The following is a 25147-nucleotide window of genomic DNA, read 5'->3' as shown; positions in this document are numbered from 1 at the left end:
GCGTCAGTCGGTTCATCACACCAGCCGGATCGGCTTGTCGGGGCGGACGCCGACGGCCCTGAGCCAGGAGCGCAGCGGTGCCGCGTCGCCGTTCTCGACCAGACGGAGCACCGGCCAGGTCAGATCGGCCCGGCGGGCGCCGCCGACGAGCAGCGTGGGGCCGTCCAGCCAGTCCAGTCCCGCGTCGGCGCCCGCGGTGTCCACGGCGGCGCAGCAGACGACGGCGGTGACGTGGTCGGTCAGCAGCTCACGGCCGGTGCGGGGCGGCAGCAGCGGGGAGACGGGCACGGGGGTTTCCTCCGTACCGCCGCCGATTCCGCCCCCGTTTCCGCCGCCGTTTCCACCCCTGTTTCCGCCGCCCGTGTCCTTGGCGTTCTTGGCCGTCGCGGCGTGCCGGGCCGCCTCGTCGCGGGCGGCGAGCGCGCCGATCCTGGCGGCCAGCTCCTCGCTGCCGCCGCGGGAGAGCCGGTCGATGACGCGGGTGAGGGTGGCGCGGCCCGGTTCGTCGGCGAGCGCGGCGGCGGCCCGTTCCGCCGCCGAGGTGCGGGCTGCGGCGGTCGGCCCGGTCATGGCTCGGTCGCCGAGGAGCAGGCCGCTGCGGCGCCCGCCGCCGATCGCGGCAGGTCCCTCGTCCTCTTCCTCGGCCGCGGCGGCGATGCCGGGCTCCGGCGGCGGCACCTCGTCCAGGACGCGTATCAACCGGGCGGCCTCGGTGCGCCAGATGCGGTCGACGACCTCGTCCGGATAGCCGTTCCAGCTCACCGGCGCCCAGTCGGGGCCGGGCCGCTGCGGTCCCGCGTGGAAGAGCCGGGCGGCCAGCAGCGAGACGGCCTCGTCCATCGCGCCGGGCTCCTCCAGGAGATCGCAGGCCGGGCGTTCGCCCAGCCGGGTCTCGAAGCCGTCGGCGAGCCGGTCGCGCCGGGACAGCTCGGTGAGCGCGGCGACCACCCCGGCGTCCAGCCGGGACGGCCAGCGGCCCATCCGCCAGGCGGGCAGCGCAACACGGGTGAGCAGCCGGTCCCAGCCCGCGTAGGCCAGGCCCACCTGTTCCTGGGCAACGATCCGCAGCCCGTAGTCGACGGCCTGCGCGCGCTCGGAGGCGGAGGCGGCGACGCCCCGCTCCATCTCGGCGACATGGACGCCACAGCCGTTCAGCAGCAGCCGGACCGTCCAGCCGAGGACGCCGAACACCGGTCGCAGCAGCACATTGCCCTCGCGGCCGTGCGCGGCGACTGCGGCCGCCGCGTCAAGACCGCGCACGAAGCGCCGGGCGGCCGCTATCTCCGGATCGGCGGCGGGTCCTGTGCCCGCCACCACGGGCGCGAGCAGCGCGCGCAGCTCCGCGATCCGCATCCACCACATGAAGGGCGAGCCGATCACCAGCACGGGCGCGGTCCGCCCGCCCTCTTCCCCGGCGGCCTTCATGGCTTTCCTGGCTTTCCTGGCCTTGCGGCCCGCGGGCCGGTCGGCCCTGCGCTCCTCCAGCCAGCTGTCGCAGTCCGGCGTCAGCTCTATCGCCGACGGCGCGGGCACCTCCATCCGCTCCGCCAGGTCGCGGACCATCCGGTAGAGGTCGGGCGCGGCGCTCTCGGCCACCGGCACCGCGGGACTGACCGCGGGCCTGGCCCGGACGATCACCGCCGCGACGGCCGCCGCGACCAGCAGCACCACCAGCGCGCCACCGGTCATCCCCCAGCGCACACCGTCCCAGCGCGAGCCGATCCGGCCGGTCGCGCCGCCCGCGTGCAGGACGACGGCGACGGCGGCGGGCAGCAGGGCCGCGCCGAGCGCGGCGCCCCGGACCCGCAGCACCGCCAGGGCACGGGAGCGCGCGACCGCCTCACCTGCTTCTCCGGCCATCGGCGACTCACCCCCTGCGCTGTGGTGACCGCCCCGATGGCGGCCTCCCCCCACTGTCGCACCGCCCACGGACATCGCAATGGCCGTACGGCTGATTGCCGCAATGTCCCGCAGTGCGCTTTCGGGGCACCATAGTTCGGCGCCGGGAAGGAGTCAGCCTTATGGCCGAGTCATCACTCCTTGGAGTGGCTTTGGTCAGAGACCGGCCGCTTTCGCGGCGATGTCCGTACGGTGGTGTCCACCGTCGAGACCGATCCGGTCGACCGCGCGATAGGCCCGGTCACGGGCCTTGGCGAGGTCGGAACCGGTCGCGGTGACCGACAGCACCCGGCCGCCTGCGCTGACGATCCGCCCGTCGTCCTCCCGGGTGCCCGCGTGCAGTACGTACGCGTGCTCGTCCTTCTCCGCGACGTCCGCGAGCCCGGAGATCGGGTCGCCGGTGCGCGGGGTGTCGGGGTAGTTGTACGAGGCGATGACCACGGTCACCGCGGCGCCGTCGCTCCAGCGCAGCCGCGGGAAGGCGGCGAGCTGCCCGGTGGCCGCGGCCCGCAGCAGTCCGGCCAGCGGCGTCTTGAGCCGGGCGAGTACGACCTGTGTCTCGGGGTCGCCGAAGCGCGCGTTGAACTCGATGACCCGCACACCGCGCGAGGTGATGGCGAGACCGGCGTAGAGCAGGCCGGCGAAGGGCGTGCCGCGGCGGCGCAATTCGTCCACGGTCGGCTGGAGCACGGTCCGCTCGACCTCGTCGACCAGCTTGGGGTCGGCCCACGGCAGCGGCGAATAGGCGCCCATACCGCCGGTGTTGGGGCCCTCGTCGTCGTCCAGCGCCCGCTTGAAGTCCTGCGCGGGCTGGAGCGGTACGACCGTCTCGCCGTCGGTGACCGCGAACAGCGACACCTCGGGGCCGTCGAGGAACTCCTCGATGACCACCCGGTCGCAGCTCAGCGCGTGCGCGCGGGCGGTGGCCAGGTCGCCGGTGACGACCACGCCCTTGCCCGCCGCGAGCCCGTCGTCCTTGACGACATAGGGCGCGCCGAAGGCGTCGAGCGCCACGTCGACCTCGTCGGCCGTCGTACAGACGTAACTGCGCGCGGTCGGCACCCCGGCCGCCGCCATCACATCCTTGGCGAACGCCTTGGAGCCCTCCAGCTCCGCGGCGCGCGCCGTCGGGCCGAAGCAGTCGATGCCCCTGGCCCGTACCGCGTCGGCGACCCCGGCGACCAGCGGGGCCTCGGGCCCCACGATCACGAAGTCGGCGCCGAGGGAGACGGCGAGTTCTGCGACGGCCGCGCCGTCGAGGGCGTCGACCTGGTGCAGCTCGGCGACCCCGCCGATTCCGGCGTTGCCGGGCGCGCAGTGCAGCGAGGTGACGTCGGGGTCGAGCGAGAGGGAGCGGCACAGGGCGTGTTCGCGGGCGCCGCCGCCGATGACAAGGACCTTCACGCGCACCAGGGTAGTGGGCCGCGGGGCGGCGGGCCGCCCTCACTCTTTCGAGCGACCGCATTCATCGGCCTATACCTGATCACGCTGCCCGTATGGGCGGATATCCGGAGATCGCTACCCCGCGCTCAGCCGTTCGGCGGTAAGAAGAGAGCTTCACCACCGGGCCGGACATCCGGCGCCGAAAGCCGCATATGAGGTCCACGAGGGGCCCTTGGGGCCATACGAGGGAGCGTGCAGTGAGCCAGCCGGACATGTTTCCCGAGGAAGCGCCTCGGGACGAGCCTCAGCGGCGGGCGCTGCACCATCAGCACGAGGACCTGCGGGCGCTGCCGTTCCCGCTCGGCGACTGGGGCGAGCCCGCGGAGCGCCTGGCGGAGCTGTACCGCTGGGCCGAGACGGGCGCCCTGCGCACCGCCGACTGGTACCTCGACGACCGGATCCGCAAGCGCCGCGGCGCCCGCGCCCTGCGTCTGGGCGCCGTGCTCTTCGGCACCGCCGGCGCGGCCCTGCCGCTCGTCGAGCTGACCGGCACCGCGGACACCAGCGCGAGCTGGGGCTATCTCGCGCTGCTCCTGGCGGGTGTCTGCCTCGGCACCGACCGCCTCTTCGGCCTCACCTCGGGGTGGATGCGCGACGTCGCCACCGCCCAGGCCGTCCAGCGCCGCCTGGAGTCCCTGCGCTTCGACTGGGCCTCCGAGAGCGTCCGCGAGGTTCTCGGCCCCACCGAGGGCACCGCCGCCGAGGCCGCCGAGCGCTGTCTGTCCATCCTGCGCCGCTTCTGCGACGACCTCGCCGATCTCGTCCGGATGGAGACGTCCGACTGGATCGTCGAATTCGGCGCCCACACCTCCGGCGCTCCGCTGCGCACCCAGTCCGCCGCCTGGTGGCCGAGCCGCCAGGAGCCGTCGCCGGGTCCGCGCCTGGCGCACCCGAGCACGCGTCCCAATATGCCGCGCCAACGGCCGCCGGAGGGCCCGAGGTAGCCGGGGGCGGCTCGTGGCGTAACCCGGCGCGGCTCCCGAGGCAGCCCGGTGCGATTAGCTGAAGACGATCATCGAGCCCTGGCCCAGGCTCCGCGTCGCCGCCGCGTGCAGGCCGAGCCACACATGGTGTTCCCGCGCGAACGGCCCGTTGCCCACGACCGGCGAGACGGCCGGCTCCTCAAGGGTGGTGTGGTGTTCGGGCGGCGCGGGCGGCAGCGGCGGGTTGGCGGGGTCGATGCCGATGACGGGGGCGACGAATTCGAGTTCGCGCAGCAGCCCGTGACTGGAGCCGAGGGGGCCGCCGCCTTCGAGCAGTTCGTCGTTGACGACGGGCTGGGGGAAGTCGAGGGGGACGTACGCGCCCGCGTGGTCGTAGTGCCAGACCAGGTGCGACCGCTGGGCGGTGGCCTCGAACATCTCCAGGAGCTGTTCGTAGTCGCCGCCGAGCGCGTCGACCGGAGTGACCTCGAGCCCCTGGAGGCTGAGCAGATAGGCGCGGCGCAGGAAGTGCAGGGCGTCGTAGTCGAAGCACGCGATCGGGCCGACGTCGCCCGACAGACCCGGCATGTAGTTGTAGACGGGGACGGGCGGCTGTCCTGCGTCGTTCAATGCCTTGTCGTATCGGGCGAGTTCCTCGGAGAAGGGGTTTTCCGGGCTGTGGCAGAGCACGTCCACGAGGGGCACCAGCCACAAGTCGCAGGCCACGAACACTCCATCCGGTCGGGGGCGTACAGCCTAAAACGCCCGCGCCGGTCACGTCATGGCCGGGCGGGGACGAGCTTTTCGATGAGGGCGCCGGTGTGGTCGCTGTGCTCCAGGGTGAGCTGCCGGGCGGTCGCGGTGTCTCGGGCGGCGACGGCGTCCACGAGCGCGACGTGGTCGGACCAGCAGACCCCGGCGGTGTCGTGCAGGGCGCGCAGGTGGGGGACGGCGTAGATCCAGGTCTGGGTGCGCATGCGGTCGAGGAATTCGCAGATGTGCGGGTTGCCGCCGAGGGCGGTCAGCTCGCGCCAGAAGCGCAGGTCGCAGCCGATGAGGATGTCGAGGACACCGGAGCGGGCGGCGCGGGCGGCGGCTTCGGCGCGGCGCCGTACGGACGCGATGGCGTCGGGCGGCACGTCACCCATACCGACCTCGGCCATCCGCCGGAAGGACGCCTCGACGACGAAGAGCCGCGCTTCGGTGAGGGTGTGGAAGTCCTGCGCGGTGAATCGGCGGACCTGGAAGCCGCGGTGCTGCTCGACTTCGAGCAGTCCCTGCGCGGCGAGGTCGACCAGGGCCTCGCGGACGGGGGTCGCGGAGACGCCGTACAGCTCGGCGATCTCCTTGACGGTGAAGTGGCGGCCGGCCTGGAGCCGTCCGGTCAGCACCTCGTCGCGCAGGGCGTCGGCGATCTGCTGGCGCAGACTGCTGCGCCGCACAGGCGATACGCCGCCGCCGTCCGGCATGCCGTCTCCTTTGTCGTCCTTGTGCGTCGCGCGCGCCCACGTACTCCGGTGATTCGTACGTTCGTACGCGCGGGTGACTGCCGCACACGATATGCGAAGCCCGTACGCGTATGCGCGGCGAGCGGAACGGGGGACACCTCTGACCCCCTGGCGTTCATACGCTTATTCTTCGCCGTACGGGTGGGCGGCGGCGCGGTGCCGGGACGGAGCCGCACAGTGCGGAGCGGGACGGGGAAGAGCGACGATGGACGAGCTGAGGTCCGGCGATCCGCGGTGGATCGGCGCGTACCGCCTCCTGGGCAGGCTGGGGGTCGGCGGGATGGGCATTGTCTACCTGGCGCGTTCCGAGCGCGGCCGTACGGTGGCGGTGAAGCTGGTCCGCGACGAACTGGCGTCCCAGGAGGAGTTCCGCACCCGTTTCCGCCGTGAGGTGCAGGCCGCGCGCCGGGTGGGCGGCAAGTGGACCGCGCCGGTGCTGGACGCCGACACCGAGGCCGAGGTCCCGTGGGTGGCGACCGGTTATGTGGCGGGGCCGTCGCTCAGCCAGGTGATCAAGGAGTACGGTCCGCTGCCGGAGCGTTCGGTGCGGGTGCTCGCCTCCGGGCTCGCGCACGCGCTGCGCGACATCCACGCCGCCGGTCTGGTGCACCGCGATCTCAAACCCTCGAACGTGATGATCACCATCGACGGCCCCCGGGTGATCGACTTCGGGATCGCGCGCGCCCTGGAGACGGTCGTCGACGGCGGCTCGCTCACCTATACCGGCGCCATGGTGGGCTCCCCCGGTTTCATGTCGCCCGAGCAGGTGCGCGGCGACCGGGTGACGCCCGCCTGCGACATCTTCTGCCTGGGCTCGGTGCTGGCCTACGCGTCGACCGGTCTCCAGCCGTTCGGCGCGGCGGCCAGCGGTGTGCACGCCCAGATGTTCCGCATCGTGCAGGAGCCGCCCGACCTGGTCAAAGTGCCCGACGGGCTGCGCGAGTTGGTGGCCGCCTGCCTGGTGAAGGAGCCTGAGGAGCGGCCCACGCTGACGCAGGTGCTGGAGCGGCTGGGCGAGGCGGACGGCGGGAGCGACGACAGCGCGGCGCAGGACTCGAGCGCCGAGCCGTGGCTGTCCGGCGCGATCGTGGCGCAGCTCGGACGGCGCGCGGTGCGGCTGCTGGAGGTGGAGGCGGCGGCGGAGTCCCCCACGCCGACAGAGCTGGACGTGGGGGTCGTGGCCGCGGGCGGACCGGGCGCCCCCACGCCGACACGGGCGGACCCCGGCCACCTCTCGGGCACCGGCGCGAGCACCGACGGAGCGACCCCGGTCAGGCAACCGCCGCCGACCGCGTACTCACCGACCTACGGCTCGTACGCGCCGCAGACCGGTCCTACGCAGACCGGTCCGATGCCGTCCGGTCCGACGCCGCCCCCGCCGACGTACACGCGACCGCAGCCGCAGCCGGCGGGGTCGGACGCGGGCGGGCCGCGCAAGACGCGGCGCGGGCCGCTGATCGCGGCGATCGTCGCCCTGGTGGTCGTCGCGGGCGGCGTGACGGCGTACATCGCGAGCCAGGGGGACACGAAGAACAAGGCGAATCCGGACCCCGGAGTGAGCACACCCACCGGTCCGACGTCCCCGCCGACATCGGGTCCCGCGCAGACGTCGCCGGGTCAGGCGGACCCCGCGAACGCGGCGGTGCCCAGCGGCATGGTCGGCACCTGGCGGACCTCCTTCACCAGTGCCGACGCGGGCGACAACACCCGGACGCTGACGGTGAAGGCGGACGGCTCCGTGGAGCTGTCGGGCGACAGCGCCTCCTACGCCTGCTTCTGGTCCATGCACGTCGTGTCGGTCGGCCCCCCGGTCGAGTTGAGCCCGTCGCAGGTGGTGACGGGGACGCCCGCGTCCTCGTGCAGCCCCGGCGACGGCACCACGCTCACCCTGGTGGACGACACACATCTGCGCCGCGACAACCTCGACACGAGCAAGGCGCCGCTGACGTACGCCAAGGTCGACAACTGACCGCGTCCGGACCCAGGTAAGCCCCGCTCACCTGGGTGAGCGGGGCTTACCTATGGAGCCGGAGCCGGGGCCTGCGGTCTGGGGCCGTTCTAGAGGAACGAGTTGATCTCGATCGTCTCGGTACGGCCGGGGCCGACGCCGATCGCGGAGATCGGAGCGCCCGACATCTCCTCCAGCGCCTTCACATATGCCTGCGCGTTCTTCGGCAGGTCGGAGAGCGACTTGGCCTTGCTGATGTCCTCCGTCCAGCCGGGCAGGTACTCGTAGACCGGCTTGGCGTGGTGGAAGTCGGACTGGCTGTAGGGCAGTTCCTCGACCCGGCGGCCGTCGATCTCGTAGGCGACGCAGACCGGGATCTGCTCCCAGCCGGTGAGGATGTCCAGCTTGGTGAGGAAGAAGTCGGTGAGGCCGTTGACCCGGGTCGCGTAACGGGCGATGACCGCGTCGAACCAGCCGCAGCGCCGGTTGCGCCCGGTGGTGACGCCGAACTCGTGGCCGACCGTGCGCAGTCGCTCGCCGTCCGCGTCGAACAGCTCGGTGGGGAACGGTCCTGAGCCCACACGCGTTGTGTAGGCCTTGAGGATGCCGATCACCCGGCTGATCTTCGTCGGGCCGATACCGCTGCCGGTGCAGGCGCCGCCGGACGTCGGGTTGGACGAGGTGACGAAGGGGTATGTGCCGTGGTCGACGTCGAGGAGCGTGCCCTGGCCGCCCTCCATCAGGACGACCTTGCCCTCGTCGAGCGCGTTGTTGAGGATCAGGGTCGTGTCGGCGACGTAGCTCCTGATCTGCTCCGCGTAGCCGAGGTACTCCTCGACGACCTGGTCGGTGCTGATCGCGCGCCGGTTGAAGAGCTTGACCAGGACCTGGTTCTTCTCGCTGAGCGCCGCGTCGACCTTCTGGTGGAGGATCGATTCGTCGAACAGGTCCTGGATGCGGATGCCCACCCGGTTGATCTTGTCGGCGTAGGCCGGGCCGATGCCGCGCCCTGTGGTGCCGATCTTGCGGTTGCCGAGGAACCGCTCCGTCACCTTGTCGATGGTCTGGTGATACGGCGTGATCAGGTGCGCGTTACCGCTGATCAGGAGCTTGGACGTGTCGACACCGCGCTCGTTCAGCCCGCTCAGCTCGGAGAGCAGGACCGCCGGGTCGACGACGACGCCGTTCCCGATGACCGGGGTGCACCCCGGTGACAGGATTCCGGAGGGGAGGAGATGCAGTGCGTACTTCTGGTCGCCGACGACGACCGTGTGGCCGGCGTTGTTGCCGCCCTGGTATCGCACCACATAGTCCACGGAGCCACCGAGCAGGTCGGTGGCCTTCCCCTTGCCCTCGTCACCCCACTGAGCACCGAGCAGCACAAGTGCGGGCACAGGCGTACACCCCTTCCGGGCGGGGCATGTCCAACGTGCAGAGAGCCGTCGAACCTGCCCCGGAATAGACGAAGCCCCTGACGCAAAGGCGCAAGGGGCTCTTGCACCGAGATTTTACCTGAGGAAGGACCAAGGTGTCGGCCGTGTCTCCTGGGCATCCTCCCCCGGACTCCGACCGGGGGCACCCCCTGCTCCTGGTCATCGACCCCGCGGCACGCGCGGTCGACGGCGAATCCGTGCGGATCGCCAAAGATGTCCTGTGCGGGGGCGCGTCCTCCGTAAAAGTTTGCGTCCCGGATTCCGCGGAGGAGGCGGAGCGCGCGCTGGCGCACCGCGGTCGCCGTCACCCTGTGGTGCTCGGCGACGACGCGGCGCTGCTGCGGATGGTGCGCGCGCTGCACCGCGACCGCACGCTCGGGGAGGCGCCGGTCGCGCTGGTGCCGATCGGGCCGCGGTCCGCGCTGGCCCGCGGCCTCGGTGTGCCTGGCCAGGTGCTCGCGGCGGCGCGGGCGGTGCTCGACGGCGTCGAGCGGGAGCTCGACCTGCTGGTCGACGAGAGCGGCGGGATCGTGCTGGGCACGCTGAGCATCCCGTGCGGCACCCCGGTCTCGCAGACCGCCGCGCACTGGTGGACGCCGGTCGAGAAGACCGCCCGCTCCCTGGTCCGCACCCTCACCGCGCCGATCCCGGTCAACGGCCAGCAGCCGCGGCAACGGCTGCGCGTGGAGGCCGACGGCGTACTGCTGGCCGATCTGGACCAGCCGGTGCAGGAGATCTCGGTCCGCACCTCGCCGTCGGGCGTGGCGGAGGTGTTCGTCCGCCGTACGGAGGGCGCGGAGCACGTACGCGCGCAGGCGCGGACCATCACCGTCTCGGGCCGGGACTTCCGCTACCGCGCGGATTCCGCCGTCACCGGGCCGGTGCGCAGCCGTACGTGGACGGTGGAGCGGTCGGCGTGGCGGCTGACGGTGCCGCGCTGAGGGCGGCAGGAGCGTTTCAGCGGGCCGCGCGTCACATCGTGGCCTTGTGCTCCCGCCAGCGGTCCATCATCCCGCCGAGCTCCCCTTGCAGGAACTCGAAGAAGGCGGCGGTCTCGGCGAGCCGCTGACCGGCGTCCGTCTCCTCGCCGACGGTGTCTATTCCGGTGCGCAAGGTGTTCTCCCAGCGGGCGAGCACGCCGCTGCGGCTGGTGAACGTCTCGTACCACTGGTCGTGGTGCACCCGGTACAGCTCGCGGCGCGAGCCGGGGTCGCGCTCGCGGTGCACCATGCCGACCTGGGCGAGGTAGCGCACGGCGCCGGAGACCGCGGCCGGGCTGACCTGGAGCCTTTCGCTCAGCTCGGCGGAGCTGAGCGCGCCGTTCTCGGACACGAGCAGCGCGGAGAAGACCCGGGCGGCCATCCGCTGCATTCCGGCCTCGACCATCTCGGCGGCGAAGCGCTCGATGAAGGTCAGCACCTGCGCGGGCTCCTCCGCAGGTGCTTCGGCGAAGCCTTCCGCCGGGCCTTCCGCCGGGCCTTCCGCAGATTCCTCGTCGTCCCGCGGGTCCGCCATGGCCGCCGCCTCCCTCGTCCGATCCGACCGGGTCACGCTGAGTGAAGTTTATCCTCTTCGTCATCTTCACAAATTTCTGAATGTACTGTAGCTTCAGAAACATGACGGACGCAATCACGGTGGCCGGGCTCCGCAAGACCTTCGGCCGCACACACGCACTCGACGGACTCGACCTGTCCGTCCGCACCGGCGAGGTGCACGGCTTCCTGGGTCCCAACGGGGCGGGGAAGTCCACCACGATCCGCGTCCTGCTCGGCCTGATCAGAGCCGACGGCGGCGAGGCCCGGCTGCTCGGCGGCGACCCGTGGCGGGACGCGGTGGCCCTGCACCGGCGGATCGCCTACGTGCCCGGCGACGTCACGCTGTGGCCCAATCTCAGCGGCGGCGAGATCATCGACCTCTTCGGCAGACTGCGCGGCGGGGGCGGGGGCGGCGCTGTCCGTGGCGGGCGACGCGGGCGCGGCGGGCTGCGCCGGCGCGGGGAGACCGGCGACGGCGGTGCCGCGAGCCGGAAACAGGAACTGCTCGACCGGTTCGAGCTGGATCCGACGAAGAAGGGCGGCGCGTACTCCAAGGGCAACCGGCAGAAGGTCGCCTTGGTCGCCGCCTTCGCCTCGGACGCCGACCTGCTGATCCTGGACGAGCCGACCTCGGGACTCGACCCGCTGATGGAAGAGGTCTTCCAGGGCTGCGTGGAGCAGGCCAGGGACCGCGGGGCGACCGTGCTGCTGTCCAGCCACATCCTCAGCGAGGTCGAGGCGCTCTGCGACCGGGTCAGCATCATCCGCCAGGGCCGCACCGTGGAGACCGGCGCCCTCGGCGAGCTGCGCCATCTGACCCGCACCAGCGTCACCGCGGAGCTGGCCGCCCCACCGCGCGGCCTCGACGAACTGCCCGGCGTGCACGACGTGGACGTCAGCGGGCACCACGTCACCCTCCAGGCCGACACCGGCAAGCTCGACGCCCTGCTGCGCGCCCTCGCCGACACCGGCGTCCGCAGCCTCACCAGCCGCCCGCCCACCCTGGAGGAGCTGTTCCGCAGGCACTACGAGGACCCGGACGCCGACGGTCGCACAGCGGCGGCGGAGGGCCCGGCCGATACGCCGTCGGAACCCGACAGGCCGTCCGCGACCGGTACGCCGTCCGCACCCGGTACGCCGTCCGCACCCGGTACGGCGCCCGCACTCGGTACCCGCAAGGCGACGCCCCGATGAGCGGCTTCGCGGGCACCGGCGCCCTCACCCAACTGGCCCTGCGCCGCGACCGGCTGATGATCCCGGCCTGGCTGTACGTGCTGGCCGCGTCCGTCGTCGGCACCGCCGCCTCCTTCCGCACGCTCTACGGCGGCCAGGCCGACCGCGCGGACCTCGCGCGCAGCACCAACGCCAGCGCGCCGCTGCGCGCGCTCTTCGGACCCCTCTACGACTGGGACACGATCGGCGCGCTCACCGGCTGGCGGATGGGCGTGCTCGGCGCGTCCCTCACCGGGCTGATGAGCATGCTGATCGTCGTCCGGCACACCCGTGAGGAAGAGGAGACCGGCCGCCAGGAAATGCTCGGCGCGACCATGGTCGACCGCCGGGCTCCGCTCACCGCCGCCCTCTCGGCCGCCGCGACCGCCGACGTCGCCATCGCCCTGGTCGTCCTGTGCGGCATGACCGTGCTCGGCCAGAGCCTGACGGGCTCGGCCGCGCTCGCCCTCGCCCTCGCGATCGGCGGCATGATGTTCGCCGGGGTCGCCGCAGTGACCGCCCAGCTCACCGAGACCGCGCGGCTCGCCAAGGGCCTGGCGGGAGCCGTGCTCGGCGCCGCCTTCCTGCTGCGCGCCGCCGGGGACGCCGCGACCAGCGACTCCTCCTCGCCCTTGGTGTGGATCTCGCCGCTGGGCTGGCTCGAACACCTCCATCCGTACGCCGACGAGGCGTGGTGGGTCCTGCTGCCCGCCGCCGCCTTCGCCGTACTGACCTGCGGCGCCGCATACGCGCTGGTCGCCCGGCGGGACACCGGGGCCGGTCTGCTGCCCGCCCGTCCGGGCCCCGCGCGGGCGGCCCCCTCGCTGAACGGCCCCCTCGCCCTGGCCTGGCGGTTGCAGCGCGGCACCCTGTACGCGTGGGCCGCGGGCCTGGCGGTCGCGGGCGGGGTCTACGGCTCGGTCACCGACTCCGTCGGGGACCTGATCGGCGGCAACGGCCAGGTGGACGACATCTTCCAGCGGATGGGCGGCCACCAGGGCCTGACCGACGCGTTCCTGTCCACCTCGATGGGCCTGCTCGGCATCATGGCCGCCGTCTTCGCCGTGCAGAGCGTGCTGCGGCTGCGCACCGAGGAGACCGGGCAGGGCGCGGAGGCCGTGCTCGCCCAGTCGGTCGGCAGGGTGCGCTGGGCCGCGAGCCACCTCGTCCACGCGCTGCTCGGCACCGTCGTCCTGCTGGCCACCGGCGGCCTGCTGATGGGCCTGGCCTACGGCGGCGCCGTGGACGACATCGGCGGACAGGTCCCCCGGCTGATCGGGGCGGCCGTCGCGCAGGCGCCCGCCGTGTGGGTGCTGGTCGGGCTCGGCACCCTGCTGTTCGGCCTGCTGCCGAGGGCGTCCACGGCCGCCTGGGGCCTGCTCGGACTCTTCGTGATGATGGGTCAGCTCGGCCCGGTGCTGCGGCTGCCGCAGCCGCTGCTCGACCTGTCGCCGTTCACCCACGTGCCGAAGCTGCCCGGCGGCGAGATCACCGCGACGCCGTACGCCTGGCTGATACTCGTGGCCGCCGGGACCCTCGCGGCCGGCCTGGCCGGGCTGCGCCGCCGCGACCTCGTCACCGGCTGACCCCGCGGCGATCCCGGCGGGGCCGTGCAGCGGGCCCGCCGTACGGTCCTGCGCGCGTCCGCCCCACGGTGCCAGGCACCGTTCTGCGCCGTCACCAGGTGACCAGCAGCTCCTCCGGTCCGCGGATCACATAGCCGGGGCTCCAGGCGGGCTCGGCGACCAGCCGCAGGCCGGGTGCCTGGCGCAGGAAGGTGCCGAAGGACGCGCCGAGTTCGAGGCGGGCCAGCGGGGCGCCGAGGCAGTAGTGGATGCCCGCGCCGAAGCTGACGTGCCGGTTGTCGGCGGCGGGGCGGGTGACGTCGAAGCGGTCGGGGTCGGTGAAGCGGGCCGGGTCGCGGTTGGCGGAGCCGAAGAGCAGGGCGACCTCGGAGCCGCGCGGGATGACCGTGCCGCCGACCTCGATGTCGTCCAGCACCCAGCGTTCGAACAACTGCAAGGGGGTGTCGTAGCGCAGCATCTCGTCCACGCCGTCCCGCAGCCGGTCGGGGGCGTCGTAGAGGAGCCGGAGCTGCTCGGGGTGCCGGAAGAGGGTGAGCCAGCCGATGGTGGTGGTGTTGACCGTGGCCTCGTGGCCCGCGTTCAGCAGCAGCACGATGGTGGAGATCATCTCCTGCTCGCTGAGCACGTCCCCGTCCTCGCGGGCCGCGATCAGCGCGCTGATGAGGTCCTCACCGGGGTCGGTGCGCCGGGCGGCGATGAGTTCGTGCAGATACGCGGAGAACTCCTCGCTGGCGGCGACCGCGCGGCGGGCGCTCTCCTCGGTGGGGTTCAGCTCGTACATCCCGGTGATCGCCGCCGACCAGGGCCGCAGCAGACCGCGGTCCGCGGCCGGTATGCCCAGCATCTCGGCGATGACCGCGACCGGCAGGGGCTCGGCGACCCGGGAGAGCAGGTCGCCGCCGCCGTCGGCGTGCAGGGAGGTGATGAGTTCGGCGGCCAGGCGCTCGACGGTGGGGGCCAGATTCTCCACCGTGCGCGGGGTGAACGCCTTGGCGACCAAGCGGCGGATACGGGAGTGCACGGGGGCTTCGAGGTCCAGCATCCCGTTGCCGTTGAGCGTGGTGAACGGCTCGTGCTCGGCGGGCGGTGCCTGGCGGCCGAACTCCTCGTGGGTGAAGCGGTGCAGGTAGGTGCGGCCCAGACGGCGGTCGCGCAGCAGGGCGTTGACGTCGTCGTAGTGCGGGATGAGCCACTGCCTGGTCGGCTCGAACCAGTGCGCGCGGCCGGCCGCGCGCAGGGCCTCGTACGCCGGGTAGGGGTCAGCGACGAAGGAGGGCGACCAGGGCTCGAAGGCGGGTCCGGGCGAAGGGGAGGCGGGTGACGCGGGAGAGGTGGGTGTCATGGCAGATCGATGAGTCCGTGTTCGCGTAGGTAGGCCAGTTGGGCCCGGACGGAGAGTTCGGCGGCGGGCCACAGGGAGCGGTCGACGTCGGCGTAGACGTGGGCGACGACGTCGGCGGCGCCGCGCAGCCCCGACTCGACGGCGGTCTCGACCTGGGCGAGCCGGTGCGCGCGGTGGGCGAGGTAGTACTCGACGGCGCCGCGGGCGTCGGTGAGCACCGGGCCGTGTCCGGGCAGCACCGTGTCCACCCCGCCGTCGACCGTCAGGGCCTGGAGCCGCCGCAGCGAGTCCAGGTAGTCGCCGAGCCGCCCGTCGGGGTGCGCGACCACGGTGGTGCCGCGGCCCAGCACGGTGTCGCCGGTGAGGACGGCGCCGTCGGCCGGGAGGTGGAAGGAGAGCGAGTCGGCGGTGTGGCCGGGTGTGGAGACGACCTGGAGTTCCAGGCCGCCGGTGGTGACGGTGTCGCCCGCGGCCAGCCCCTCGTCGCCGAGCCGCAGCGCCGGGTCCAGGGCCCGTACGCGGGTGCCGGTCAGCTCGGCGAAGCGGGCCGCGCCCTCCGCGTGGTCGGGGTGGCCGTGGGTGAGCAGGGTGAGGGCGACGCGCTTGCCCGCCCGCTCGGCGACCTCCACCACATGGGCGAGGTGGCCCTCGTCCAGCGGGCCGGGGTCGATGACGACGGCCAGCGGTGAGTCGGGTTCGGCCACGATCCAGGTGTTGGTGCCGTCCAGGGTCATCGCGGAGGGGTTGGGCGCCAGCACGCACAAGGCGCGGGCGGTGGCCCGGCCGCCGATGGTGGCCTGCGGGTCGCCGGGCAGCTTCGCGGCGGTCATCGGCCCGCTCCGTCCGCGCCGGGATCGGGGTCGGGGTCGGGATCGGGGGCAGGGTCGGGGGCGGCGGACCCGTCCGGCAGCGGGCCCGCCGTGCCCGGGATGAAGCGGGTGAACTCGTCGTGGCCCGGCCAGGTCAGGACGACGTCGCCGTGCTCGTCGAGGGCGGCGCGGGCCAGGACCGGGGTGAGGTCCCGGCCACCCGCGGCGGTGAGCGCGTCCGCGGCGGAGGCGTACGGCAGCAGGTCGCGCAGCGTGGTGACGGTCGGCGGCAGCATGCTCAGCTCGCCGCGGTCGTAGCCCGCCACGGCCTCGGCGGGCGGCAGCCACACGGTGTGGTCCGCCTCGCCCGACACGTCCCGGGTGCGCTGCCCGGCCGGGAGGGTGGCGAGGAAGAACCAGGTGTCGTAGCGGCGCTCCTCGAACTCCGGGGTGATCCAGCGCGCCCAGGGGCCGAGCAGGTCGGAGCGCAGGACGAGTTCGCGGCGGGCCAGGAAGTCGGCGAAGGACAGGTGGTGACCGGCCAGTCCGGCCCGGTCCGCCTCCCAGTCCGCGCCGGTGATGTCGGCGACGACGGTCTCGGGGTCGGGCCCGGCGAGCAGCACCCCCGACTCCTCGAAGGTCTCCCGCACCGCCGCGCACACCACGGCCTGCGCGACCGCCTCGGTCGCCCCCAGCGCCGCCGCCCACGCCTCCAGCGACGGCCCCGCCCACCCCACGGGACGCTCGTCGCGCGGGTCCACGCCGCCGCCCGGATACGCGTACGCGCCCCCGGCGAAAGCCATGGAGGCGCGTCTGCGCAGCATGTGGACGGCGGGTCCGCCGCCGTCGGTGTCCCGCAGCAGCAGTACGGTCGCCGCCCGCCGCGGCGTGACGGGGACCAGTTCCCCGCTCGTCAGCGCCCGGATGCGGTCCGGCCACGAGGCGGGGAACATCTGTCCGTCGGTCCTGGTCATGGGCGGGATGCTACGTCCATCCGGCGCGATGTTCGAGAGCCGCCGCCCGCGGGGACGTCCCCCGCAGGCGCCGGACCGGCGGACCGGCGGACCGGCGGACCGGCGGACTCAGTCCGTCAGCTCGACCTGGACCTCGACCTCGACCGGGGCGTCCAGCGGGAGGACGGCCACGCCGACGGCGCTGCGCGCGTGCACGCCCTTGTCACCGAGGACCTCGCCGAGCAGTTCGCTGGCGCCGTTGATCACACCGGGCTGGCCGGTGAAGTCGGGGGCGGAGGCGACGAAGCCGACGACCTTGACCACGCGGGCGATCCGGTCGAGGTCACCGATGACCGAACGGACGGCGGCCAGCGCGTTGAGCGCGCAGGTACGGGCCAGGTCCTTCGCCTCGTCGGCGGTGACCTCGGCGCCGACCTTGCCGGTCAGCGCGAGCTTGCCCCCGACCATGGGGAGCTGACCCGAGGTGAAGACGTACCGCCCGGAGATCACCGCGGGCTGGTAGGCCGCCAGCGGCGGGACCACGTCCGGCAGCGTCAGCCCCAGCTCCGCGAGCCGCGCGTCGACGGCGCCGCTCACGCCGCCTTCTCCCGCTTGAAGTACGCCACGAGCTGCTCGGGGCTCATCCCCGGCACGACCTGCACCAGTTCCCAGCCGTCCTCGCCCCACGTGTCGAGGATCTGCTTCGTCGCGTGCACGAGCAGCGGCACGGTCGCGTATTCCCACTTCTTCGCCATACGGCGACTGTAGTGCCTCCCCGGCGGCCGTCCGGCACAGCGCTCCCCGACCGGCGGGGAGCGTACGCGGACCGCCCCCGGACCGCCCGCGGACCGCCGCCGGACAACTGCCGCGACGCCCTTTCGACGCCGTTTCGGCTCCGCGCCGCCGCCCCGGACCGACACCCGGCGGCCATCGCGCGGTCACCCCAACCGGACGGCCGCCCGAGTACGTGGTGCCTTCAGTGGTTAGGCTCGCAAGGTGAGCCCTCAACAGTCTTCCGCCGTCAGGCTCCACATCGTGACGGGCAAGGGCGGCACGGGAAAGACCACGGTCGCCGCCGCGCTGTCCCTCGCGCTCGCGTCCGAGGGACGGCGTGTGCTGCTGGTCGAGGTGGAGGAGCGGCAGGGCATCGCCCAGCTCTTCGAGACCGAGGCGCTGCCGTACCAGGAGCGGAAAATCGCTTCCGCACCCGGCGGCGGCGAGGTGCACGCGCTGGCCATCGACGCCGAGCTGGCGATGCTGGACTACCTGGACATGTTCTACAAGCTCGGCCGCGCCGGGCGCGCGCTCAAGAAGCTCGGCGCGATCGACTTCGCCACCACCGTCGCCCCCGGGCTGCGGGACGTGCTGCTGACCGGCAAGGTGTGCGAGGCCGTCCGCCGCAAGGACAAGGCGGGCTGGCCGGTGTACGACGCGGTGGTGCTCGACGCCCCGCCCACCGGACGGATCACCCGCTTCCTCAACGTCAACGACGAGGTCGCCGGGCTGGCCAGGATGGGCCCCATACACAACCAGGCGCAGACCGTGATGCGCGTGATGAAGTCCCCGCAGACCGCCGTCCACCTGGTGACGCTCCTGGAGGAGATGCCGGTCCAGGAGACGATGGACGGCGTCGCGGAACTGCGCTCCGCCGGGCTGCCGGTGGGCGCCGTCATCGTCAACATGGTGCGCCCCGTGCTCCTGGAGGACGCGGCCCTCGCCCAGGTCACCGACCTCCCGGCGGGCGGCAGCGGCGGCGGCGTCGGCAAACGGCGTACGGCCGTCGCCAAGGCCCTGTCCCAGGCCGGGCTCGGCGGAGCCCGGCGCGGCGGAGTCGCCGAGCGGCTGGTCGACCCGCTGCTCACCCAGGCGTACGAGCACGCCGAGCGGGTGGTCCTGGAGCGCGAGCAGCGCGCCGAGATCGGCGGACTCGGCCTTCCCGTACGGGAGTTGGAGCTGATCGGCGAGGGCGTCGACCTCGGCGGGCTCTACCGGCTGGCCGACAGCCTGCGCAAGCAGGCCGTGCCGGGCTTCGGCGGCGCCTTCGCCAAGGACGGCGCCCGCGGGAAATCCGCCGCTCACCCGGACGAAGACACCGATGACGCCGACGTTGACGGCCCGGACGCCGGTGGCACCGCGGCGGACGCCGAGGGCGACGGCCCGGACGCCGATCGTGCCGCGGCGGACGCCGACGCTCACCCGGACGAAGACGCCGACACCGGAGACGAGGTCTGACCCATGAGCCTGGAGAGCCCCGTGCTGGAGATCGACCCGCTGCTCGACGACCCCAAGACGCGGATCATCGTGTGCTGCGGTTCCGGCGGTGTCGGCAAGACGACGACCGCCGCGTCCCTGGGCGTACGCGCCGCCGAGCGCGGCCGTACGGCCGTCGTACTCACGATCGACCCGGCGCGGCGGCTGGCCCAGTCCATGGGCCTGACCGAACTGGACAACACCCCGCGCGAGGTGGCCGGAATTGATCGGTCCGCCGGCGGTTCGCTGCACGCGATGATGCTGGACATGAAGCGGACCTTCGACGAGGTCGTGGTCCAGCACTCCGATCAGGAGCGGGCCCGCGCGATCCTGGAGAACCCCTTCTACCAGTCCCTGTCGGCCGGTTTCGCGGGCACGCAGGAGTACATGGCGATGGAGAAGCTGGGCCAGCTCAGGGCCCAGGACGCCTGGGACCTGATCATCGTCGACACCCCGCCGAGCCGCAGCGCGCTGGACTTCCTGGACGCGCCCAAGCGGCTCGGCTCCTTCCTCGACGGCAAGTTCATCAAGCTGCTGATGGCGCCTGCCAAGGTCGGCGGCCGGGCCGGAGTGAAATTCCTCAACATCGGGATGTCGATGATGACCGGCACCCTCAGCAAGGTGATGGGCGCCGGGCTGCTGCGCGACGTGCAGACCTTCGTGGCCGCCATGGACACCATGTTCGGCGGCTTCAGGACCCGCGCCGACGCCACGTACCGGCTGCTCCAGGCGCCGGGCACGGCCTTCCTGGTGGTCGCCGCCCCGGAGCGGGACGCCCTTCGGGAGGCGGCCTACTTCGTGGAGCGCCTGGCGGCCGAGGACATGCCGCTCGCCGGTCTCGTACTCAACCGCGTCCACGGCAGCGGCGCCGCGCACCTCACCGCGGAGCGGGCACTGGCCGCCGCCGAGGCCCTGGAGGAGGCGCTGGAAGAAAATCTTGCGGACGGCGGCATTGTGGATCATCCGGCCGGGAAGGCTGACTCCCAGCGGGCCTCCGCATCCAGTTCAGCAAGCACCGCTGGCAGTTCAAGCGCCGGCAGTTCGAGCGCCAGCGGCTCAGGGACGTCGAGCACTGCGAGCACGTCCAGCACAGCGACCGCGGCCGGTACCGAACGGCTGGCCGCCGGATTGCTACGCCTCCATGCCGAACGCATGCAGGTGGTCGCGCGTGAACGACGCACGCGCGACCGCTTTGTGTCCGTCCACCCGGAGGTCCCCATGGTGGACGTGACAGCGCTGCCCGGTGACGTACACGATCTGACCGGGTTGCGGGCGATCGGCGAGCAGTTGGCGGACGGTCGGCCCGCGGCCGCGTAGTGGTGCGAGGTCGGACCGCGCGGTGACGCGGGGCCGGGCCACGTACGTCAGGGTGCGGTTCCGACCGGTCGTCAGCCCGCGGCGGCGTAGTCGTCCTCGTCGTCGAGCGGGATGAGGCCGGTGCTGCGCTCGTACTCGGTGCGTGCCGTCTCCAGCAGTCTGCGCCACGAGGTCACCATGGGGCGGCGTCGCAGCAGCGCACGGCGTTCACGCTCGGTCATACCCCCCCACACGCCGAACTCCACCCGGTTGTCGAGCGCGTCCGCCAGGCACTCGGTCCGCACCGGGCAGCCGGTGCACACCGCCTTGGCCCTGTTCTGAGCCGCGCCCTGGACGAACAGCTCGTCCGGATCTGTGGTCCTGCACGCCGCTTGCGTGCTCCAGTCGGTTACCCAGCTACTCATGCTGGCGCCGTCCTCTCCCGAATCGAGGCTCCCCCACGGCGGCAAACGGCATATTCACCGTCGCCAGTTGAGGACGTTACGGAAGGTAGGCGCGGCGCAACAGCCCTTTCCGGCCCAATCTTGCATGGCCCGAACGGACTATGCGTGCGCGGGAGATCACCCAACGGAGTGAGGCGGGCTTATGCGGCACCAATATCGGACTTAAGAGGCGAAGTAGCACACATCGTCTCGCCATAAGGGACAAGTCCCTCGGCATATGCCGAAATTCGGGCAGTTCTCATCACTCACAAGAGTGACGAAGGAAGGCAGGAACGCGCCCGACGATCGCGCCCTGTCCGTTACAGAGTAGGCGAACAGTTGGGCGCACGTCCGGGGAATCGCAACGTAGGCTGCCTCCATGGCACACAAGCGATCGGGCGGGGGGCTGAGCACAGCCCAGCAGGCCGCCAAGTTCCTCGGCGTCAGCGTGCTCTCCGGCGTGGTCCTCGCGGGCATCGCGCTGCCCGCCGTGGGCGCGCTCGGCCTGTCGGCCAAGGGCACCGCGGCCGGCTTCGACGACCTGCCGGGCGAGCTGAAGACCCCGCCGCTCAGCCAGGCGTCGAAGATCCTGGACGCGCACGGCGGCCTGATCGCCACGGTCTACTCGCGCGACCGCACCGTCGTCCCGATCGAGGACATGAACCCCAACGTCCTCAGCGCCATCGTCGCCATCGAGGACTCGCGCTTCTTCGAGCACGGCGCGCTCGACCCCAAGGGCATCCTGCGCGCGCTCAGCAACAACGCGTCGGAGGGCGGCACCCAGGGCGCCTCGACCCTGACGCAGCAGTACGTGAAGAACGTCTTCGTGGAGGAGGCGGGCGACGACCCCAACAAGGTCGCCCTCGCCACCCAGCAGACGATCGGCCGCAAGATCAAGGAAATGAAGTACGCGATCCAGGTCGAGAAGGAACTGGGCAAGAAGAAGATCCTGGAGAACTACCTCAACATCACCTTCTTCGGCGAGCAGGCGTACGGCGTCGAGGCCGCCTCGCAGCGGTACTTCAGCAAGCACGCCAAGAACCTGTCGCTCACCGAGGCCGCGCTGCTGGCGGGCCTGGTCCAGTCGCCGAGCCGCTACGACCCGATCAACGACGAGCAGGAAGCCCTCAAGCGTCGCAATACGGTGCTGGCGCGCATGGCGCAGCTCAAGGACATCACCCCCGAGCAGTCCGCCACCGCGCAGAAGGCGCCGCTCGGCCTGAAGGTCAGCTCGCCGAAGAACGGCTGCATCACCGCCGTCAACGGCGCGGGCTTCTTCTGCGACTACGTGCGCAACACCTTCCTCACCAACGCCGCCTTCGGCAAGACGAAGGAGGAGCGCGCCAAGACCTGGGACACCGGCGGTCTGACCATCAAGACCACGCTCGACCCCAAGGCGCAGGCGGGTGTGCTGGACGGCATCAGCAAGCACGTCTACAAGAGCGACGCCATCGCCGCCGCCGTCACCCTGGTGGAGCCCGGCACCGGCAAGATCGTCGCGATGGGCCAGAGCAAGCCGTACGGCTTCGGCAAGAACGAGACGCAGATCAACTTCTCGGTCAATGCCAACATGGGCGGCGGCCAGGGCTTCCAGAACGGCTCGACGTTCAAGCCGATCACGGCCGCCGCCGCGCTCGAAGCGGGCTACAAGCCGGACCAGTCGGAGGCGTCGCCGAACAAGATGACGTACCCCGACGTCACGACCTGCGACAACAGCACCATCCACGGCACCGACGAGACGGGCAACGAGGACCCGTCCGAGGTCGGCCCGTACCAGATGCCCGAGGCGCTGAAGAAGTCGATCAACACCTACTTCCTCCAGCTCGAGAGCCAGATCGGGCTCTGCCCGATCGTCAACATGGCGACCAAGCTCGGCCTCAACCGCGCCGACGGCAAGCCGCTGAACCAGATCGCCTCGCTCACCCTCGGCACCAACGAGGTGTCGCCGCTCAACGTGGCCGCCGCGTACGCCGCCTTCGCCAACCGCGGCGTCTACTGCACGCCGATCGCCATCGCGTCCGTGACGGCGGCGGGCGGCAAGAAGCTGACGGTGCCCAAGTCGCTCTGCTCGCAGGCCATGTCGCAGAACACCGCCGACACCATCAACACGATGCTCAAGGGCGTCGTCGACGACGGTACGGGCGAGGCGGCCAACCTGGACGACGGCCGGGACACCGCCGGTAAGACCGGTACGACCGACGACCGGTGGGCGGCCTGGTTCGCCGGCTACACGCCGAACATGGCGGCGGCCGTGTGGATGGGTGACCCCAAGCACTCCCAGAAGATGAAGCGGGTCACGATCGGCGGCAAGTACTACCCGCTGGTGTACGGCGCCGACGGCCCCGCCCCCATCTGGAAGGACGCCGTCACCGCGTCCCTGGACGGCAAGCCGGTGCTCACCTTCGTGACCGTGCCGCTCAACATCCCGGACAAGGGCAAGAACCCTCCGGCGTCGCCCGATCCGAACAACCCCGGCAACGCCAACAACACCGACAACAAGCACAAGGGACCGGGCGGCGGCCACGGCCCCGGCGGCGTCACCACCATGGGCACGACCACCGGCGCCATCACGGCGGGCGCCACCGGCGGCACCACCGGCGGCGGCACCACCGGCGGTACGACGACGGGTACGACCGTGGGCGCGACCGGCGCCAACGGCGCCACCAACGGCAGCCCCAACCCCTTCCCGACCTTCCCCGGCCTGACCACCGGCGGCGGGAACGGCCGGGCGGGGGGTACGACGGGGGCGACGTAGGGACGGCGTAGGGACGGCGTAGGGACGGCGCAGGTGTGACGTAGCCGTGACGTAGCCGTGAGGCGTTGGCCGGCGCACGAGTCTGGCCCGCGCATATGTGACGTCGTAAGGGGCGCCCTCCTAAGAGGGCGCCCCTTACGCGTGAGGTCTGCTGATGAGTGCGGCGGATCAGCCCGCGAGCTGGCGCTTCACCTCGGCGGCCACCCGGCCGCCCTCCGCGAGCCCGGCCACCTTCGGGTTGACGATCTTCATGACGGCGCCCATGGCGCGCGGCCCCTCCGCCCCCGACTCGGCGATGGCGTCCCGCACGATCACGGTCAGCTCGTCGTCCCCGAGCTGCTTGGGCAGGTACTCCGCCAGCACCTCGCGCTCCGCCCGTTCCCGCTCCGCCGACTCCGCCCGGCCGCCCTGCGCGAATGCCTCGGCCGCCTCCCGGCGCTTCTTCGCCTCGCTCGCGATCACCTTCAGCACCTCGTCGTCGGAGAGGGTGCGCGCGGTGGTGCCCGCGACCTCCTCCTTCGTGATGGCCGTGAGGGTGAGCCGGAGCGTGGCGGAGCGCAGTTCGTCGCGTCCCTTGATCGCCTTGGTGAGGTCGTCGTGCAGTCGCTGCTTGAGCGTGGTGGTCATACGCCGAGTTTCGCATCCCTGCGCGGCGGTCGCGCCGCATATACGAGGGAGGTGGGTGCGGCTGCCCGTCGGTGGTGCGTACGGCAGGCTGCGCCCGGCACCGGTCGAGGGGGCCTTGGCGCGCGTACGGCCCGGACTCTGACACGATGGACGTATGCGCGCGCGATACGGAATTCCCCTCGGTGTGACGGCGGCCGGCGCGGCCGGCCTGGCGTACGCGGCCGGTTTCGAGGCGCGGTCCTTCCGCCTGCGCCGCGTCGACATCCCGGTGCTGCCCGAGGGCATGCGCCCGATCCGTATCCTCCAGGTCTCCGACATCCACATGGTGTCGGGCCAGAACAAGAAGCGCCGCTGGCTCCAGTCGCTGGCGGGCCTGCGCCCCGACCTGGTCGTCAACACCGGTGACAATCTGTCGGACCCCACCGCCGTACCCGAAGTCCTGGACGCGCTGGGCCCGTTGATGCGGTTCCCCGGCACGTACGTCTTCGGGTCGAACGACTACTACGGTCCCAAGTTCCGCAATCCCGCCCGGTACTTGGTGGAGAAGGCGCGCGGCCAGCACGGTCTGAACGGCAAGGACCGCGCCGCGCACGGCGTCCTGCGCAACCCCTGGGGCGAGCTGCGCGACGCGTTCGACGCGGCGGGCTGGGTCGGCCTCAGCAACTCCCGCGGGCAGCTCAAGCTCGACCACGGCCCCGTGCTCGGCCTCACCGGCCTGGACGACCCGCACATCAAGCGCGACCGCTACGCCGCGGTCGCGGGCGGCCCCGACCCGGACACCGACTTCAACCTGGCGGTCGTCCACGCGCCCTACCTGCGCGTCCTGGACGCCTTCACGTCCGACCGCTACCCGCTGATCCTCGCCGGGCACACCCACGGCGGCCAGATCTGCGTCCCCTTCTACGGCGCGCTGGTCACCAACTGCGACCTCGACACCGACCGCGTCAAGGGCCTGTCCACCCATACGGCCACCGGCTCCACGTCCTACCTGCACGTCTCCGCGGGCTGCGGCGCCAACCGCTTCACCCCGGTCCGTATCGCCTGCCCGCCCGAGGCCACACTCCTGACGCTCACCAGCCGCTGACCCGCCCCGCCGCCTCATCGCGGCAGCGTCGGTGACGGGAATCACCACCGAGCGCGCCTTCACGTACGTCACGGTCCTCACCAACCCGGCGCCCCCGTTCC

22 protein-coding genes are annotated in these 25147 nt (G+C 72.3%); 9 read left to right on the top strand and 13 right to left on the bottom strand.

Features of this window, described 5'->3' with window-relative positions:
- Positions 1-15: 15 nt before the first annotated feature.
- Together BGM09_RS26175 and purD are read right to left on the bottom strand one after the other, a co-directional pair.
- Positions 16-1860, bottom strand: coding sequence for a hypothetical protein (locus BGM09_RS26175; RefSeq protein WP_188284158.1), 1845 nt, complete (start codon positions 1858-1860; stop codon positions 16-18).
- Positions 1861-2055: 195 nt separating this feature from the next.
- Positions 2056-3303, bottom strand: coding sequence for a phosphoribosylamine--glycine ligase (purD, locus tag BGM09_RS26170; RefSeq protein ID WP_188284157.1), 1248 nt, complete (start codon positions 3301-3303; stop codon positions 2056-2058).
- A gap of 236 nt (positions 3304-3539) precedes the next feature.
- Here purD and BGM09_RS26165 point away from each other — a divergent pair, with 236 nt between their 5' ends.
- Positions 3540-4286, top strand: coding sequence for an SLATT domain-containing protein (locus tag BGM09_RS26165; RefSeq protein WP_317452900.1), 747 nt, complete (start codon positions 3540-3542; stop codon positions 4284-4286).
- A 54-nt stretch (positions 4287-4340) separates the two neighbouring features.
- Here BGM09_RS26165 and BGM09_RS26160 read toward each other — a convergent pair whose 3' ends face one another.
- Together BGM09_RS26160 and BGM09_RS26155 are read right to left on the bottom strand one after the other, a co-directional pair.
- Positions 4341-4991, bottom strand: a complete 651-nt coding sequence (locus BGM09_RS26160; RefSeq protein ID WP_188284155.1) for a hypothetical protein — start codon at positions 4989-4991, stop codon at positions 4341-4343.
- Positions 4992-5044: 53 nt separating this feature from the next.
- On the bottom strand, positions 5045-5734 hold the full coding sequence (locus BGM09_RS26155; protein ID WP_188284154.1) for a GntR family transcriptional regulator: 690 nt from the start codon (positions 5732-5734) through the stop codon (positions 5045-5047).
- A 244-nt stretch (positions 5735-5978) separates the two neighbouring features.
- On the opposite strand from BGM09_RS26155, the gene BGM09_RS26150 reads away from it, so the two are divergent.
- Complete coding sequence (locus BGM09_RS26150; RefSeq protein WP_188284153.1) at positions 5979-7742, top strand: serine/threonine-protein kinase; 1764 nt, start codon at positions 5979-5981, stop codon at positions 7740-7742.
- Positions 7743-7831: 89 nt separating this feature from the next.
- Here BGM09_RS26150 and BGM09_RS26145 read toward each other — a convergent pair whose 3' ends face one another.
- Positions 7832-9115, bottom strand: coding sequence for an adenylosuccinate synthase (locus tag BGM09_RS26145; protein ID WP_188284152.1), 1284 nt, complete (start codon positions 9113-9115; stop codon positions 7832-7834).
- Between the two features lie 143 nt (positions 9116-9258).
- Between BGM09_RS26145 and BGM09_RS26140 the strand changes: the two genes are divergently transcribed.
- Positions 9259-10095, top strand: a complete 837-nt coding sequence (locus BGM09_RS26140; protein ID WP_411158371.1) for a diacylglycerol kinase — start codon at positions 9259-9261, stop codon at positions 10093-10095.
- A gap of 31 nt (positions 10096-10126) precedes the next feature.
- Here BGM09_RS26140 and BGM09_RS26135 read toward each other — a convergent pair whose 3' ends face one another.
- The gene (locus BGM09_RS26135; protein ID WP_188284151.1) at positions 10127-10669 is read right to left on the bottom strand and encodes a MarR family transcriptional regulator; all 543 of its coding nucleotides are present in this window, start codon (positions 10667-10669) and stop codon (positions 10127-10129) included.
- A 101-nt stretch (positions 10670-10770) separates the two neighbouring features.
- Here BGM09_RS26135 and BGM09_RS26130 point away from each other — a divergent pair, with 101 nt between their 5' ends.
- Together BGM09_RS26130 and BGM09_RS26125 are read left to right on the top strand one after the other, a co-directional pair.
- Positions 10771-11883 (top strand): ABC transporter ATP-binding protein, encoded by a 1113-nt coding sequence (locus tag BGM09_RS26130; protein ID WP_188284150.1) that lies wholly within the window; start codon positions 10771-10773, stop codon positions 11881-11883.
- On the top strand, positions 11880-13487 hold the full coding sequence (locus BGM09_RS26125) for an ABC transporter permease (protein WP_188284149.1): 1608 nt from the start codon (positions 11880-11882) through the stop codon (positions 13485-13487). The genes BGM09_RS26130 and BGM09_RS26125 overlap by 4 nt, the downstream gene beginning before the upstream one ends.
- A 91-nt stretch (positions 13488-13578) precedes the next feature.
- Here BGM09_RS26125 and BGM09_RS26120 read toward each other — a convergent pair whose 3' ends face one another.
- The 5 genes from BGM09_RS26120 to BGM09_RS26100 all read right to left on the bottom strand — a co-directional run bounded on the left by BGM09_RS26120 (position 13579) and on the right by BGM09_RS26100 (position 17346).
- The gene (locus tag BGM09_RS26120; protein ID WP_188284148.1) at positions 13579-14829 is read right to left on the bottom strand and encodes a cytochrome P450; all 1251 of its coding nucleotides are present in this window, start codon (positions 14827-14829) and stop codon (positions 13579-13581) included.
- The gene (locus BGM09_RS26115) at positions 14826-15659 is read right to left on the bottom strand and encodes an MBL fold metallo-hydrolase (RefSeq protein ID WP_188284147.1); all 834 of its coding nucleotides are present in this window, start codon (positions 15657-15659) and stop codon (positions 14826-14828) included. The genes BGM09_RS26120 and BGM09_RS26115 overlap by 4 nt, the downstream gene beginning before the upstream one ends.
- On the bottom strand, positions 15656-16612 hold the full coding sequence (locus BGM09_RS26110; RefSeq protein WP_188284146.1) for an NUDIX hydrolase: 957 nt from the start codon (positions 16610-16612) through the stop codon (positions 15656-15658). Before BGM09_RS26110 ends, BGM09_RS26115 begins: the two co-directional genes overlap by 4 nt.
- Before the next feature lie 108 nt (positions 16613-16720).
- A complete protein-coding gene (locus BGM09_RS26105) occupies positions 16721-17188 on the bottom strand; it encodes a RidA family protein (RefSeq protein WP_188284145.1) in 468 nt (155 codons plus the stop codon).
- The gene (locus tag BGM09_RS26100) at positions 17185-17346 is read right to left on the bottom strand and encodes a DUF4177 domain-containing protein (RefSeq protein ID WP_188284144.1); all 162 of its coding nucleotides are present in this window, start codon (positions 17344-17346) and stop codon (positions 17185-17187) included. Before BGM09_RS26100 ends, BGM09_RS26105 begins: the two co-directional genes overlap by 4 nt.
- A 241-nt stretch (positions 17347-17587) precedes the next feature.
- Between BGM09_RS26100 and BGM09_RS26095 the strand changes: the two genes are divergently transcribed.
- Positions 17588-18823, top strand: coding sequence for an ArsA-related P-loop ATPase (locus BGM09_RS26095; RefSeq protein WP_411158370.1), 1236 nt, complete (start codon positions 17588-17590; stop codon positions 18821-18823).
- A gap of 3 nt (positions 18824-18826) precedes the next feature.
- Positions 18827-20158, top strand: coding sequence for an ArsA family ATPase (locus tag BGM09_RS26090; RefSeq protein ID WP_188284143.1), 1332 nt, complete (start codon positions 18827-18829; stop codon positions 20156-20158).
- A 71-nt stretch (positions 20159-20229) separates the two neighbouring features.
- On the opposite strand, the gene BGM09_RS26085 is transcribed toward BGM09_RS26090, so the two are convergent.
- A complete protein-coding gene (locus BGM09_RS26085; RefSeq protein WP_093716024.1) occupies positions 20230-20562 on the bottom strand; it encodes a WhiB family transcriptional regulator in 333 nt (110 codons plus the stop codon).
- A 397-nt stretch (positions 20563-20959) separates the two neighbouring features.
- On the opposite strand from BGM09_RS26085, the gene BGM09_RS26080 reads away from it, so the two are divergent.
- On the top strand, positions 20960-23335 hold the full coding sequence (locus tag BGM09_RS26080; protein ID WP_188284142.1) for a transglycosylase domain-containing protein: 2376 nt from the start codon (positions 20960-20962) through the stop codon (positions 23333-23335).
- A 168-nt stretch (positions 23336-23503) separates the two neighbouring features.
- On the opposite strand, the gene BGM09_RS26075 is transcribed toward BGM09_RS26080, so the two are convergent.
- Positions 23504-23962, bottom strand: a complete 459-nt coding sequence (locus BGM09_RS26075; RefSeq protein ID WP_188284141.1) for a GatB/YqeY domain-containing protein — start codon at positions 23960-23962, stop codon at positions 23504-23506.
- Positions 23963-24116: 154 nt separating this feature from the next.
- Between BGM09_RS26075 and BGM09_RS26070 the strand changes: the two genes are divergently transcribed.
- Positions 24117-25046, top strand: coding sequence for a metallophosphoesterase (locus BGM09_RS26070; RefSeq protein WP_188284140.1), 930 nt, complete (start codon positions 24117-24119; stop codon positions 25044-25046).
- Positions 25047-25147: the final 101 nt, after the last annotated feature.

The sequence above is a fragment of the Streptomyces sp. CBMA29 genome (genome assembly GCF_014596445.1).
Lineage (GTDB): Bacteria > Actinomycetota > Actinomycetes > Streptomycetales > Streptomycetaceae > Actinacidiphila.
The sequence above is the reverse complement of the archived record's forward strand: the minus strand, read 5'-3'. Positions and strand labels throughout refer to the sequence as shown.